Annotated in this window: 15 protein-coding genes; 14 read left to right on the top strand and 1 reads right to left on the bottom strand. The window is 69.8% G+C overall.

Going from position 1 to position 14,324, the window contains the following annotated elements; translation table 11 throughout:
• Positions 1–116: 116 nt before the first annotated feature.
• Positions 117–593, bottom strand: coding sequence for an inorganic diphosphatase (locus FPH17_RS08970; protein WP_095546698.1), 477 nt, complete (start codon positions 591–593; stop codon positions 117–119).
• Positions 594–657: 64 nt separating this feature from the next.
• On the opposite strand from FPH17_RS08970, the gene dacB reads away from it, so the two are divergent.
• The 14 genes from dacB (at position 658) to FPH17_RS08900 (ending at position 14,315) form a co-directional block, all read left to right on the top strand.
• Entirely contained in the window at positions 658–1,935 is a 1,278-nt protein-coding gene (gene dacB, locus FPH17_RS08965; RefSeq protein ID WP_154879977.1) for a D-alanyl-D-alanine carboxypeptidase/D-alanyl-D-alanine endopeptidase, read from the top strand.
• A gap of 2 nt (positions 1,936–1,937) precedes the next feature.
• The gene (gene tilS, locus FPH17_RS08960; protein ID WP_154879975.1) at positions 1,938–2,849 is read left to right on the top strand and encodes a tRNA lysidine(34) synthetase TilS; all 912 of its coding nucleotides are present in this window, start codon (positions 1,938–1,940) and stop codon (positions 2,847–2,849) included.
• 336 nt (positions 2,850–3,185) lie between these two features.
• A complete protein-coding gene (gene hpt, locus FPH17_RS08955) occupies positions 3,186–3,776 on the top strand; it encodes a hypoxanthine phosphoribosyltransferase (protein WP_154880030.1) in 591 nt (196 codons plus the stop codon).
• A gap of 51 nt (positions 3,777–3,827) precedes the next feature.
• Complete coding sequence (gene ftsH, locus FPH17_RS08950; RefSeq protein ID WP_154879972.1) at positions 3,828–6,305, top strand: ATP-dependent zinc metalloprotease FtsH; 2,478 nt, start codon at positions 3,828–3,830, stop codon at positions 6,303–6,305.
• Positions 6,295–6,867, top strand: coding sequence for a GTP cyclohydrolase I FolE (folE, locus tag FPH17_RS08945; RefSeq protein ID WP_095275596.1), 573 nt, complete (start codon positions 6,295–6,297; stop codon positions 6,865–6,867). The genes ftsH and folE overlap by 11 nt, the downstream gene beginning before the upstream one ends.
• A gap of 2 nt (positions 6,868–6,869) precedes the next feature.
• A complete protein-coding gene (gene folP / locus FPH17_RS08940; protein ID WP_154879970.1) occupies positions 6,870–7,721 on the top strand; it encodes a dihydropteroate synthase in 852 nt (283 codons plus the stop codon).
• Positions 7,721–8,095, top strand: coding sequence for a dihydroneopterin aldolase (folB, locus tag FPH17_RS08935; protein WP_154879967.1), 375 nt, complete (start codon positions 7,721–7,723; stop codon positions 8,093–8,095). The genes folP and folB overlap by 1 nt, the downstream gene beginning before the upstream one ends.
• Before the next feature lies 1 nt (position 8,096).
• Positions 8,097–8,570 carry a 2-amino-4-hydroxy-6-hydroxymethyldihydropteridine diphosphokinase gene (gene folK / locus FPH17_RS08930; protein WP_154879964.1) on the top strand — a complete coding sequence of 158 codons (474 nt, stop codon included), beginning with the start codon at positions 8,097–8,099 and terminating at the stop codon, positions 8,568–8,570.
• Positions 8,571–8,574: 4 nt separating this feature from the next.
• Entirely contained in the window at positions 8,575–9,057 is a 483-nt protein-coding gene (locus FPH17_RS08925; RefSeq protein WP_331252971.1) for a DUF3180 domain-containing protein, read from the top strand.
• Between the two features lie 10 nt (positions 9,058–9,067).
• Positions 9,068–9,985, top strand: a complete 918-nt coding sequence (locus FPH17_RS08920) for a DUF6779 domain-containing protein (RefSeq protein ID WP_154879962.1) — start codon at positions 9,068–9,070, stop codon at positions 9,983–9,985.
• The gene (locus tag FPH17_RS08915; RefSeq protein ID WP_154879959.1) at positions 9,985–10,680 is read left to right on the top strand and encodes a 6PGD fold domain-containing protein; all 696 of its coding nucleotides are present in this window, start codon (positions 9,985–9,987) and stop codon (positions 10,678–10,680) included. The genes FPH17_RS08920 and FPH17_RS08915 overlap by 1 nt, the downstream gene beginning before the upstream one ends.
• A complete protein-coding gene (locus tag FPH17_RS08910) occupies positions 10,677–11,468 on the top strand; it encodes a pantoate--beta-alanine ligase (RefSeq protein ID WP_154879956.1) in 792 nt (263 codons plus the stop codon). The genes FPH17_RS08915 and FPH17_RS08910 overlap by 4 nt, the downstream gene beginning before the upstream one ends.
• A 20-nt stretch (positions 11,469–11,488) precedes the next feature.
• Positions 11,489–12,772 carry a protein kinase family protein gene (locus tag FPH17_RS08905; RefSeq protein ID WP_154879954.1) on the top strand — a complete coding sequence of 428 codons (1,284 nt, stop codon included), beginning with the start codon at positions 11,489–11,491 and terminating at the stop codon, positions 12,770–12,772.
• 121 nt (positions 12,773–12,893) lie between these two features.
• A complete protein-coding gene (locus tag FPH17_RS08900; RefSeq protein WP_244288095.1) occupies positions 12,894–14,315 on the top strand; it encodes a DHA2 family efflux MFS transporter permease subunit in 1,422 nt (473 codons plus the stop codon).
• The last annotated feature ends 9 nt before the right edge of the window (positions 14,316–14,324 follow it).

The raw sequence follows: 14,324 nt of genomic DNA, 5'->3' as shown, positions 1-14,324 counted from the left end.
TCCTCTGGTTACCATCCTGTCGCCTCACCGCGCGAACGGAGCCACCCGCCCCCGCAAAAACAGCAAAGGCCCGGGCCGCCAAAAACGGCAAACCCGGGCCAGCAAAGCAAAAGGCGTTACTTCTTGTACGCCTCGACGGCTGCCTGCAGGATCTTCTCCGCCTCAGCCTTGTCGCCCCAGCCGGAGCCGGTGACTTCCTTGTTCGGCTCCAGGTCCTTGTAGTGCACGAAGAAGTGCTCGATTTCGTTCTTGAGGAAGTCGGAGACGTCGGAAATGTCCTGGTAGCCCTCGTAGCGGACGTCGTCGATGACGCAGAGCAGCTTGTCGTCGCCGCCGGCCTCGTCGGTCATCTTGAACACGCCGATCGGGCGCGCGGCGACAACAACGCCGGGGAACACGGGCTCCGGGGTGATGACGAGTGCGTCGAGGGGGTCGCCATCGTCGGCAAGCGTGTGCTCGATGTAGCCGTAATCAGCGGGGTATGCCATCGGGGTGAACAGGTAACGGTCGAGGTGGACGCGGCCGGTCTCGTGGTCGACCTCGTACTTGTTGCGCGAGCCCTTCGGGATTTCGATGATGACCTCGGTAGCCATTGTTGCTCCTTTGCTTTGAGTGATGGTTCGGCTCACCATCATACGTGGGCTAGGGTTAGTGCCCGTGAAAGTATGGACTTGGGTAGTGGGCGCGCTCGCGCTCGGAGCTGTCGGCACCGTCGCGGGGTTCGGCGTCGCGGCGCAGCGCGATCTCGCATCGCTTGAGCACGCGCCGGCCTACGCGCTGCAAGCCCCGCCCGGTCTCCTCACGCCCGCGGAGGGGTCGCCGGTTGATGAGCAGTTGCTTATCGACGCCCTCTCGTCCCCCGCCGCAAACCCGGACCTTGGGACCTTCCACGCCCGGATCTCCAACGCCGCCACCGGCGAGGTCGTCTTTGACCAGCACGCTGACGAGCCGCTGCGGCCGGCTTCTGTGACCAAGATCCTCACCGCCGCGGCCGCGCTCTACCAGCTGGGCCCGGAGGATACGCTGTCCACTGCGGTGGTGCGCGGCGCAAACCCGGGCGAGGTGACCATCCTGGCCGGTGGCGACGTCTGGCTCGACGACGAAGCTTTGGATGCGCTCGCCGCCCAGGTCAGCAACGTCGGAGGCGCCGTCGACACCGTCACCATCGACACGTCCTCCTGGGACGGCATGGAGGAGTACCCCGAAAGCTGGGACCCGGAGAACGTGGACGCCGGCTTCGTGGCGCCGATGCAGCCCGCGATGCTCTCCGGCGGCCGGCTCGGCGGGGCGACGGAGGGCGACGTCCCGCGCACCCACACCCCGGCCCTGGACGTGGCGCAGGCGCTAGCGAACCGGCTGGGGGCGGCGAACGTCGCCGTCGCGGATGGGCCGGCGCCCGCGGACGCGGAGGTCGTGGCGTCGGTGGAGTCGCCGACCCTGCTCGAGCGGATGCGGGTGATGATGCGCAACTCCGACAACGTTTACGCCGAGGCGATCGGGCGCGAGCTCGCGCTGGCGCGGGGCACGACCGACGCGCCGCAGGCTGCCCTGGACACGCTCGCGGAGCAGGGCTTCGACGTCAGCGGCACCACCCTCTTGGACAACTGCGGGCTTTCGGACGCGAACCGCATCCCGCCCGCGCTGCTTGATGGCGTCCTACTCTCCTCAGCCACCGAAGCACCGATCCGCGACCTACTGGGCACCCTGCCCGTCGCCGCGGGCGAGGGCACCCTCGCCTCCCGCTACGGCGACCTGGCCGGCCGCGGCTGGGTGCGCGCGAAGACCGGCACGCTCGATGAGACCTCCGCGCTCGCAGGCACCGTCACCAGCGTGAACGGCAACGTCTACACCTTCGCGTTCATCTCCAACGACTCGTCCATCCTGGAGGCGCGCCGGGGGATGGACCAGCTCGCCTCCGTCCTCCGCGACTTCTAGCCATGGCCGCGCAGCCGTTCTGGCCCCGCACCTCGCCGCACTTCCTGGCCTGTCGGCGCGCCGTCCGCGCCGCAGACTCTGCCGCAGACGCTGCCGCAGCGCCCGTGGTCATCGGCCTGTCCGGCGGGCCCGATTCGCTCGCGCTCGTCGCCGCCGCGGCCGCAGAAGGCATCCCGGCGCGTGCCGTGGTGGTGGACCACGGGCTGCAGGAGGGCAGCGGTGGCGTCGCAAAGCGTGCCGCCGAGCAGGCGCGAGGCTTCGGCGTCCCGGCCGAAGTCGTGGAGGTGGCGGTGCCGCGCGGCGGGAACCTGGAGGCCGCGGCGCGCGAGGCCCGCTACGCCGCGCTCTTCGCCCACGGTGGCGAGGTGTGGGTGGCGCATACCGCCGACGACCAGGCCGAAACGCTGCTGTTGGGCGCGCTACGCGGCAACCCGTCCGGCATGGCACCGCGCGCCGGGCGCCTCGTGCGCCCCTTCCTGCCCATCCGCCGCGCGGATACGGTCGGCGCGTGCGCCGAGCTCGGCGTGACCCCGTGGGAGGATCCGATGAATGGGGACCCCGCGTTTCGCCGAGTAGCGCTGCGCACGCGCATCATCCCCGCGCTCACCGAGCTTCTTGGTGGCGACGCCGTGCCGCCGCTGGCGCAGACCGCCGACCGGATCGCGGCCGCGCAATCGCTTCTTAGCGCCCCCGCGACCACCTCCTGCGACGAACTCGCCGCCTTGCCCAGCGCCGTGCGCCGCTCCCGGATCCACGCGTGGCTTGTCAGCGCAGACGTGCGCCCCAACCGCGGGCAACTCGCCGCCATCGAGCGGCTCATCACGCATTGGAACGGTCAGGTCGGCGTGGACATGGCCGGGGGAGTGCGCGTGCGCCGGGTGGGCGGCGAGCTCACCCTCGAGCGGCGAGAGTAACGCCGCTTGAGGGGTTGCGCGATACTCAACACGACCGCGATCGCTCTCGCCGCTCCCGCAGCTCCCGCGGCAGAACACCCCGCGATCCCGGGCTCCTCCTGCGGCCTGTTCACCGGCTCGTCCACCCTCTCCTCAGACCCAGCCCTCTTCTTTGCTCACCCGGTCGCCGCGCTGATCGGTGCCCTGCTCGCGCCGTTCCTGCAATACGGGCTGGATACCCGACCGCCGGAAGACCGCTGCAAGCAGTCCTCCCGTTGTTGTCGCAGGCGGGGAAGAGGTGGCAGTATGAAGGAGTTGTAACCCAACAGGAGATGGAAGGGCCCAACCATGACCGAGCTGTACACCAAGAAGGATTTCAACGTCCCCGCGAACCGCTACGGCGACGACGTTGAGGCCATCCTGCTGACCGAGGACGACCTGCAGGCCCGCATTCAGGAGCTGGCGGACATGGTTTCGGAGAAGTATAAGGACGCCGAGCAGGACCTCATCCTGGTGTGCGTGCTCAAGGGCGCGGTTTTCTTCCTCACCGACTTTGCCCGCAAGCTTTCCATCCCGGCCGAGATGGAGTTCATGGCTGTGTCCTCCTACGGCAACTCCACCACCAGCTCTGGCGTGGTGCGTATTCTGAAGGACCTGGACAAGGAGATCGCCGACCGCGACGTGCTCGTGGTGGAGGACATCATCGATTCCGGCCTTACCCTGTCCTGGCTGCTGAAGAACCTGAGCGGCCGCGGCCCGAAGAGCCTCGAGGTCATCACGCTGCTGCGCAAGCCCGAGGTGCAGACCGCCAAGATCGACCTGCTCGACGTCGGCTTTGACATCCCCAACGAATTCGTCATCGGCTACGGGCTCGACTACGCGGAGCGATACCGCGACCTCCCGTACGTAGGCACGCTGCACCCGCGCGTGTACTCCGAGGGCCATTAGGCCCCGCCAGGCGACAACTAACTGCGACGACAAGTAAGACCCAAAAACTGTATGACTAAAAATAAAAACGTGTTGCGGTGGGGCATTTTCGCCGCCATCGCGCTCATCGCGCTGTACGTCCTCACGCTGTTTGGAGACGACACGCGCAACTACCAAACGGTCGACACGTCCGTTGCCGTCGAGCAGCTGCACAACTCCAACGCGCAGGAGGTGCAGATCGACGACCGCGAGCAGCGCGTCCGCATCGAGCTGCGCGAGCCGATCACGGTGGACGAGCACGAGGGCGTCGAGGCCATCTCCGCCCAGTATCCGGCGCGCACCACGCAGGAGATTTTCGACGCCGTGCGCGAGTCCGGGGCCGACAAGTACAAGACGAACGTGACGCAGGAGTCCTTCCTCCTGTCCATGCTGGGCTTCATGCTGCCGATGATCCTGGTCTTCGGCCTGATCTCCTACATGATGTACCGCATGCAGTCCGGCGGCGGCATGTTTGGCATCGGCGGCTCGAAGGCGAAGCAGCTGACCAAGGACAACCCGACCAACACCTTCGCGGACGTCGCGGGCGCCGACGAGGCCGTCGATGAGCTGCAGGAGGTCGTCGACTTCCTCATGGATCCGGGCGTCTACGAGAAGCTGGGCGCGAAGATCCCGCGCGGCGTGCTCCTCTACGGCCCTCCCGGCACCGGTAAGACCCTGCTGGCCCGCGCCGTGGCTGGTGAGGCCGGCGTGCCGTTCTACTCCATCTCCGGCTCCGACTTCGTGGAAATGTTCGTTGGTGTGGGCGCCTCCCGCGTGCGCGACCTGTTCAAGCAGGCCCGGGAGAACAGCCCCTGCATCATCTTTGTCGACGAGATCGACGCCGTCGGCCGTCAGCGCGGCTCCGGCATGGGCGGCGGCCACGACGAGCGCGAGCAGACCCTCAACCAGCTGCTGGTGGAGATGGATGGCTTCGGCGACCGCGAGGGCGTCATCCTCATCGCGGCGACCAACCGCCCCGACATCTTGGACCCCGCCCTGTTGCGCCCGGGCCGCTTCGACCGCCAGATCCCGGTGACCAACCCGGACCTGGCCGGCCGCGCCCAGATCCTCAAGGTCCACGCCAAGGGCAAGCCGTTGGCCAAGGACGTCTCCCTCGACGCGCTGGCCAAGCGCACCGCCGGCATGTCGGGCGCGGATCTGGCCAACGTGCTCAACGAGGCCGCCCTGCTCACCGCCCGCGTCGGCGGCAACGTCATCACCACAGACGCGCTCGAGGAGGCGACCGACCGCGTGATCGGCGGCCCGCGCCGCTCCACCAAGATCATCTCCGAGCAGGAGAAGAAGGTCACCGCCTACCACGAGGGCGGCCACACCCTGTCCGCGTGGGCGCTCAAAGACATCGAGCGCGTCTACAAGGTCACCATCCTGGCCCGCGGCCGCACGGGCGGCTTCGCCATGACTGCGGACGAGGACGACAAGGGCATGTACAACCGCAACGAGCTCTTCGCCCGCATGGTCTTCGCTATGGGCGGCCGCTCGGCCGAGGAGCTTGTCTTCGGCGCGCCCACCACCGGCGCCTCCAACGACATCGAGCAGGCCACGAAGATTGCCCGCGCGATGGTCACGGAGTACGGCATGACCTCCTCGCTCGGGGCCGTGAAGTACGGCCAGGAGCAGGGCGATCCGTTCTCCGGCAAGGGCGGCGGAGGCTCGCTGGAGTATTCGCCGGCAGTCGCCGCCAAGATCGACGAGGAAATGCAGGCGCTTCTCGACGAAGCCCACCAGGTGGCCTACCGCACCCTTGAGCAGTACCGCGACCAGCTGGATGCGTTGGCCTCCGCGCTTCTGGAGAAGGAGACGCTGCGCCGCCCGGACCTGGAGCAACTGTTCACCGACATCGAGCCTGTACGCCCCGAGCTGCCTGCTCACGACGCCCGCTTCCACCAGCAGATCGGCCGCGAGCCGGTCAAGACGCCGGTGGAGCTGGCGAAGGAACGCGGCGAGGAGCCGCCGAAGCGCTTCTCCATCCTGGAGGCGTCGAAGGCGACGCGTGAGCGTCGTCAGCGGGAGCGGCAGCAGCGCCAGCAGGGCCAGCAGAGCAGCGGCCACTGGCGCCCTGGCAAGCCGGGCAAGGACGGCAACGGCTCGTCGCAGTGGACCCCGCCGACCGGTGGCAGCCGCCCGAACTACGGCGGCCCGACGCCGCCTCCGGGCTGGACCTACCCGGGGGATGGCCAGCAAAGCCAGCAGGGCCAGCACCCGGGGATGCGGAACTACGCGCCGACCCCGGACCAGCCCGCCCAGCCGGAGCAGCCGGACAACGAGACCGCCGAGATCGGTTTCCGCCTCCCCGACAACGAGCGCCCCGACGAGTCGTACTACAACGACCCCGAGAGCCCCGACACCGCAAGCCGCGGCGGCAGCACCGCCTACCGCCCCGCGTCCGAGGACACGACCCGCCAGCTGCCGCGGCACCGGAAAGAGGACCGCGACAGCAACAGCGACAACCACCCCAACGACCCAGAGGACCGACCCAACAATGACCAATAAGTTTGACCAGCAGCGCGCCGAAGCCGCGGTGCGCGAGCTGCTCATCGCCGTGGGCGAAGACCCGGACCGCGAGGGCCTCAAGGAGACGCCCGCGCGCGTCGCCCGCGCCTATGAGGAGGTCTTCGCCGGCCTCCACACCGACCCCACCGAGGTCCTGGAGAAGACGTTCGCGGAGAACCACCAGGAGCTGGTCCTCGTGCGCGACATCCCGATCTACTCCACCTGCGAGCACCACCTCGTGCCCTTCTACGGCAAGGCGCACGTGGGCTACATCCCGGGCAAGGACGGCAAGGTCACGGGCCTGTCCAAGCTCGCCCGCCTCACGGACATGTACGCAAAGCGGCCGCAGGTGCAGGAGCGGTTGACGGGGCAGGTGGCTGACGCGATCGTCGATAAGCTTGGTGCTTCCGCAGTCATCGTGGTGGTCGAATGCGAGCACCTGTGCATGGCCATGCGGGGGATCCGCAAGCCCGGCGCCGTGACCACCACCTCCGCGGTGCGCGGCGGATTCCAGTCCAACGCGGCCTCGCGCGCCGAGGTCATGAGCCTGATAAGGAGCTAGCCATGGTCAGCGTGGCCGATCTCACTGCGCCCGGCCGCACGACGGTGATGGGCATTGTCAACGTCACCGAGGACTCGTTCTCCGACGGCGGCCGCTGGCTTGCCGCCGACGACGCGATCGCCCACGCGCACGAACTCGTGCGGCTCGGCGCAGACATCATCGACGTCGGCGCCGAATCCACCCGACCCGGCGCCACCCGCGTGCCTGCGGAGGTGGAGGCCGAGCGCGTCCGCCCCGTCATCGCGGCGCTGCACGCGGACGGGATCCGCACCTCGGTGGACACGATGCGCGCGTCGACGGCGCTCGCGGCTGCCGACGCCGGCGTGGACCTCATCAACGACGTCTCCGGCGGCCTCGCCGACACCGACATGTACCGCGTCATGGCCCAGACCCAGCTGCCGGTGTGCCTCATGCACTGGCGCGCCGACGCCTTTGTCAACGCCTCCGGGGCCGCCGACCACGGCGGGGACGTGGTGCGCGACGCCCACCAGGTGCTGGGCGAGCTGGTGGATAACGCGCTCGCCGCCGGCGTGGCGCACGACCAGATCACGCTCGACCCCGGCCTCGGCTTTGCCAAGACGGCCGCGGACAACTGGGCGCTGCTCAACGCGCTGCCCGAATTCATCGCGGGCGAGTTCCCCATCCTGGTCGGCGCGAGCCGCAAGCGCTTCCTCACCGGGGTGCGCCAGGAGCGCGGCCTGGAGCACGGCCCCGTCGACGCCGACCCCGCCACCGCCGCCGTCACCGCGCTGTCCGCGCACTACGGCGCGTGGTGCGTGCGCGTGCACGAGGTCGCGGTCTCGCGCGACGCCGTCGACGTCGCCGCCAAGTGGCGCGACGGGGGTGCGCACTGATGGCTGATCGCATCGAACTGAAGGGCCTGCAGTGCTACGCGCACCACGGCGTACTCCCGCACGAGACCGAGTTTGGCCAGGCCTTCACCGTGGACATCACCTGCTGGGTCGACTTCGCCGAGGCCGCGGCGGGCGATGACCTAACCAAGACCGTCAACTACGCGGAGCTCGCGCAGCTCGCCTACGACGTCGCCGCGGGCACCCCGCGCCAGCTCATCGAGACCGTCGCCACCGAGATCGCCGACACCGCCATGGGCCGCTTCGACGCCCTGCACGCCATCGAGGTCACCGTGCACAAGCCGCACGCCCCGATCCCGCTCGTCTTCGACGACGTCGCTGTCGTCTGCCGCCGCAACCGCAAGCACAGGAGGTAGCATGCGCGCCGTCATTTCCGCAGGCTCCAACATGGAGGATTCGCGCGCGCACCTCGCCTCGGTGGTGGCCCACTTCGCCGACTCGCTCGTCGCCGCCAGCTCCCTCTACGCCACCGCCCCCTGGGGCAAGACGGATCAGCCGGACTTTCTCAATCAGAGCATGCTTATCGACGCCCCCCTCACCCCCACCCAACTCCTCCGCGAGTGCCAGGCGCTCGAGGAGGCCGCCAACCGCGTCCGCGTCGAGCGCTGGGGGCCGCGCACCCTCGACGTGGACATCGTGGACATCGCCGGCTACACCTCCAACGACCCGGAGCTGACGGTGCCGCACCCGCGGGCGCACCTGCGCGCGTTCGTCCTCGCGCCCTGGCTGGAGATCGACCCGGCCGCTACCCTGGGCGGCGAGCGCGTCGCCGACCTGCTCGCCCGCCTGGACCCGGCGGAGCGCGACGGCGTGCGCAGACTGGAGGGCTAAGAGGATGAGCAGCGAGGGCATGCGCCGCACGTCCTACGCGGCGCTGATCGGGACGGCGGGGTTTTGCGCGGCGGCCACATTGATTCTGATGCGCCGGTGGTACGGGGCGGTGGCGTCGATAGGCGCTGCTGTGCCGTCGAGCCTCTGGGTGCTGGCGCTGGTGTGCGCGGTGCTCGTGGTGGTGGTGAAGCGGCGGCGCTCCGACGGGCGGGTCGGGCTGGACCGCTCGCAACTCAACCCGATGATGGCCGCGAATTTTATGCTGTTTGGCAAGGCGTGCGCGTGGGCCGGCGCGGTGTGCGGCGGGGCGTACCTCGGGCCGTTGGTGTACGTGGTGCCGCGGCTGGGCACGCTCGCTGCGGCGGGGGAGGACCTGCCGGGGCTCATCGGCGGCGTGGTCGGCGGGCTGCTGCTCGCGGTGGCGGGGGTGCTGCTGGAGAAGGCGTGCGAGGTGTCGCCACCCTCGTCGGGCGAGGGCGTTAGCTAAGGTACTAATCATGACTGCCCAACCCTCTTCTAGTGACCGCGGAAACCTCTGGGTCATCGTGCCGTTCGCGCTCGCGATCGTGGGCACGGTGGTGATGCTGTTTACCAACTCGGCAAACGCGCTGAAAATCTCGCTCATCCTCGCGCTGTGGGCCGCCGCGGCCGGGCTGATCGTGATTTTCCGCATGCGCCGCGACCGCGACGAAGCGACCCGCGCGCTCAAGCAGAGCGAGGCGAACCACAAGGAAGAGCTGGCGCGCCTGGAGCGGCAGCCGGCCGCCGCCGCGGGTGGCGCCGGCGCGAGCCCGGTGGACACCGAGCTGCTCCGCGAGCTGCAAGCGGAGATCAAGGCGCTGCGCTCGCAGCTGGAGGAGATGAGTGGGCAGGTCTTCGAGTACGAGCCGGCCGCGGTGCGCGCGGCGGCGCGGCGCATCCAGGAACTCGAGCGACCGGCGGAGGCCGAGGCAGCGGCCGAGCCGAGCGAGCCGGCTGAGCCGGTTGAGGCGCCCAAGGCCGAGTCCCACAAGCACGAGACCAAAGGGCCGTCGAGCTTTGACACCGCGAAGATCTCCGTGGTGCGCACCCCGGCGCCGGAGCGCGCGAACGGCTCCCACCGCCGCGGCCGACCCAGCGGCGCGCCGAGCAGCGACGCCGTGCGCGGCAACATTGGGCAGCAGCCGCAGCGCGAGCAGCAGAACCCGCTGTCGGCGCTGATCAGCGAGCGGACCAAGACCGAAACCGCCGCGCCAAAGCCGGAGCCCAAGCCACAGCCACAGCCACAGCCGGAGCCGGAGGAGCACGTTGGGCGGCATGAGCAGGGCGTCGAGAAGCGTGAAAGCGACGAGCGCCGCGGAGGCCGACGCCGCCGCGATGCCGGCCGCGAGGGCTCGCTGTCCGTCTCCGAGCTGCTGGAACGCAACAAGCGCTAGTGGCGCCGACACTCTTGACCGGCGCGATCGGCAACGCGTGCGGGCTCGCCGACGACCTCGAGCGCGCCGGGCACACCGTCCGCCCGCTCGACCTCGCGGACCCCGGGCTCATCGCGCACGTGGACCTCGTACTCATCGACGTCGCCAGCCCCGCCGAAGTCCGCAGCATTGCCGCCCGCCTCGCCCCGTACGCGCGGCCGCGCCAAATGTTCCTGCACACGGCGCTGCTCGGCGGCGCGCAGCTGCTCGATGACGTGGAAACGGCGCGCGCGATCGTCATGTGCGCCTACCGCCTCCACGGCCGCACGTGGCTCACGTCCGCGGCCGACGAGCTCGGCGAAGGCGTCGTCGCCATGCTCGTCGCGGAATCCGGCGGCACCGCCGTGCCCATCGCAGATTCGGCGCGCCCGCGCATCGCCGCCGCGCAGGAACTCCGCGCCGCGCAGCGCACCTTGCTTATCGACGCCCACCAACTCCTCACCTCCGCCATCCCCAACCTCCCGGCGCTCGGGGACGAGCCCGCGGGCGAGGGGCCGGGCCTTGACCCGGCCACGGCGGACCTGCTGTTGGGCGCGATCGACGACCCCGGTGTGCGCCGCGCGTTCGTGGATCTGCAGCGCAGGGGTGCGGAACAAGCCCGCGATGCCGCCATGCAAGTGTGGGCAATGGACAAATACGAAGGGAGAAACCAATGACGTTTACACCGGGAGCAGCGACCGTCGTGCGCGACGAGGCGCTGCTGGCTACCTACGGGCGCGCGTTCCGGAAGGTGGGCAAGTCGATCGTGGTCGTGCCGCTCGGCCGCGCGGTGCACGCCGGGCACATCGAGCTGATCCGGGCGGCGAAGTCGCTGCTGGGCTCGTACGTGTTTGTCACCTTCTCGGGCGACGAGGTCCCGGAGGTCTTCGCCGAGGAAAAGGTCGACGTGGTCTTCCACGGAGAACTGGGCTGCGCCGCCAGCGTGGACACCGGGATGGAGCACCTGGAAGACGCCGAGGCGGTCGGGCGCGACGTGGCGCGGCTGCTCGCCACGCTCAACGCCACCCACGCCACGGACCTGGTGCTGGGGGAGAAGGACTTCGAGCTGCTCGTGGCGACGCAGCTGGCGGTCACGGCGCTGCGCATGGAGGTGAAGATCCACAGTGTGCCCACGGTGCGCATGCCGGACGGGCTGGCGGTGAGCCTGCGTAACGGCGACGTGCCGGAGGAGCACCGCGACGCGGCGCTCGCGCTGGCCGCGGCGTTGACGGCGGGCGCGCACGCGGCGGAGCACGGAGCGGACGTGGTCCTGGAGACCGCCCGCGGGGTGCTCGCCGCCGCCGGGGTCGAGCCCGCCTACCTTGAGCTGCGCGACCTTGCCATGCGCCCCGCCCCACCGACCGGCGACGCCCGCCTCCTCGCCGCCATCGATCTGGGCGGCGTGCACCTGATTGATAACGTCGGCGTGCCGCTGGGCGTCGGGTTTAAAAACATCGAGGCATAGCGGGCGCTACACTCTTGGGCATGTCTGTGTCCAACATCGCTGCACTGCTGAACCAGCGCTTCGGCTTCACCTTCGACCAGGAGCAGGTCCTGGAAACGGGCCGCACCGCCGATTCCACCCTGTACACCGCGTCCAACGAGAGCGGCCAGGCCGTGGAGGTCGAGCTGTTTGCCGCCACGCCGGGGCCTGAGGCAGCCGATGTGGTCGGCGCGCTCAACACCGCACTCGCGGAGGCGTCGCACCCGGGCGTGTTCCAGCCGCGCGGGGCCGGCCTGACCGACGGCGGGCACCTGTTTGTGCTCCGCGAGGCCCCGACCGGCACGCCCCTGCGCCAGCTGCTGGGCGAGAAGCAGGCCGTCGGCTCCGCCTTTACCAAGACCGAGGCCCGCGACTTGCTCCAGCCGGTCGCCGAGGCCATCGACGCCTACAACCGCGAAGGCCACACTGACTTTGTCGCCCGCTCGATTACCGCGGACCACCTGCTGGTCCAGCCCGCCTGGTCGTCCACGCCCGTGAAGATGGCGCTCGTGGGCCCCGCGCCCTCGCTGAGTGAGGCCACCGATTCCGCCGAGCGCAACCGCGCCGATTTCCGCGACCTCGTCGCCGAGCTCACCGGCATCCCCGTGGACGCCGAGCTGGCCGGCGAGTCCGGCTCCTGCGCCGGCTACCTCCTCGCCCTGGCGGGCGGCGCCGCCTCCGCGGTCGAGGACCAGGGCCCGCTGACCTCCGTGGCGCCGCGCCCGCAGGACGGCTACCGCAAGCCCCCGGAGCCGTACGCCTACGGCCCGACCGGCGAGTACAAGCGCCCCGCCGTGGTGAAGAGCAAGATGAACCCGTGGCCCTGGATCATCGCGGTGCTCGTCCTGCTGCTCATCGCGCTCGGCGCGTTCTGGTGGTGGTGGGACAACAGCCGGGGCGCGCAGTGGGAGGGCGCCGACGCGGAGATCGCCGAGGCGTACCCGCAGCTGGTGTCCGGCAGCTCGGGCCAGAAGGGCTGGGAGGACCTGCAGTGCGAGTCCGCCACCCCGGAGCAGGGCCAGGAGGGCAAGATCCGCTGCGCCAACCAGGACCTGGGCGTGTCCGTGTCCAAATACGTGTCGCAGGACGCGCGCGACGAGGTCGTGCCGGGCCGCGACGAGGCCGTCATCCTGGGCAGCGGCGAGTGCATGATCGACTCCTACGAGGTCCCGGACGCCTACCCGCCGGCCTTCGTGATGGTGCCGGAGAACAAGGAGCAGTTCATGGTGGTCATCAACGGCCACGAGGCCGAGGAGAAGCGACTCGCGCTGCCGATGTGCGAGTAGCGCCACCGCCCGCCGTGGCATACAGTAGGCGGGCTCAGCATTGCCTGGAGCACAGGGGAGCGCGGATAAGCGTGCTGCCCGCGTGCTCCTTCTTTTATCCCACAGAAAGGTGACTCCGCGCGTGACCGCCCGTACCGCTTCCGCCACACCCAACCCGGCGGTCCTGCTTGGCATCCTCGTGTTCTCGGCGATGATGATGATCTTCAACGAGACGACGGTCTCGGTGGCCCTGCCGGCGATCATGCAGGAGTTCGCGGTCAGCGCGGACGTGGCGCAGTGGCTGCTCACCGGCTTCATGCTCACGATGGCCGTGGTGATCCCCACCACCGGCTTCCTCATCGAGCGGCTGTCCACCCGCACCCTGTACTTCGCCGCGATGGGCCTGTTCATCGGCGGCAGCGTGCTCGCGGCGCTCTCGCCTGCCTTCGTCGTCCTCATCCTCGCCCGCATCGTCCAGGCCGCGGGTACGGCGGTGATGATCCCGCTGCTGTTCACCGTCACGCTTAACGTGGTCTCGCCGCAGCGCCGCGGCACAGTGATGGGGCTCAATGCCGTGGTGATCTCGGTCGCCCCGGCGCTCGGCCCGGCGCTGGCCGGCGCGGTGCTGAACGCGTACACGTGGCACCACATCTTCTGGGTGATGGTGCCGGTGCCCGTGCTGCTCGTCGTCTGCGCGTTCTTCTTCATGCGCAACGTCGGCGAGACCCGCTCGACGCCGCTCGACCTGCCCTCGGTCGGACTGTCGGTGCTGGCGTTCGGCGGCCTGGTCTACGGCTTATCCACGTTCACGCGGCTCCTCACCGGCGAATCCGTCGCCCCGGCGATCGCGCTGGTGGTGGGCATCGCGTTCACCGTCGTGTTCGTGCGCCGCCAGCGCCGCCTCGCCGCCCGCCACCGCGCGCTGCTGGACTTCGGGGCGTTCCGCTACCGCGACTTCACCTGCTCCATCATCGCCGTCGTCTTCATCTTCGGCGCGTTCCTGGGCACCGTGAACCTGCTGCCCATCTACATGCAGGGCGCGCTCGGGCTGTCCACGCTGCTCACCGGCCTGCTCCTGCTGCCGGGCGGCGTGGCGCAGGGGATCGCCTCGCCGATCGCGGGGCGGATCTACGACGCCGTGGGGACCCGCCCGCTGGCCGTCCCTGGTGCGATCCTCATGGGGGCCTCGCAGGCCGCGCTGTGGCTGCTGCTTGGCGAGGATACCCCGGCGTGGGTGATCGTGGTCTCGCTGATCGCGGTGAACGTGGCGATGGCGATGGTGATGACGCCGCTGCTCACCGCGTCGCTGTCCGCGTTGCCGAACGCGCTGTACTCGCACGGCTCCGCGATCCTCAACACGCTGCAGCAGCTCGGCGGCGCGGCCGGCACCGCGGTGCTCATCGGTGTGATGTCGCTGCGCGTGGCGGCGGGCGCGACGCAGGCGGAGGGGTCTGCCTCGGCGTTCGTGGCGGGGGTGGTGGCGTCGATAATCGCCCTGGCCGCGGTGAGTCTTGTGGGCGGGCGGCGCGGTACCGTGACCGTGGAGTCGAGTGAGCCTCGCTGACCGACTACG

This window comes from Corynebacterium gottingense, from assembly GCF_007559235.1.
In the GTDB taxonomy this organism is placed as follows: domain Bacteria; phylum Actinomycetota; class Actinomycetes; order Mycobacteriales; family Mycobacteriaceae; genus Corynebacterium; species Corynebacterium gottingense.
Note: the sequence above shows the minus strand (reverse complement) of the source record. Positions and strands in the feature narration are given on the sequence as shown.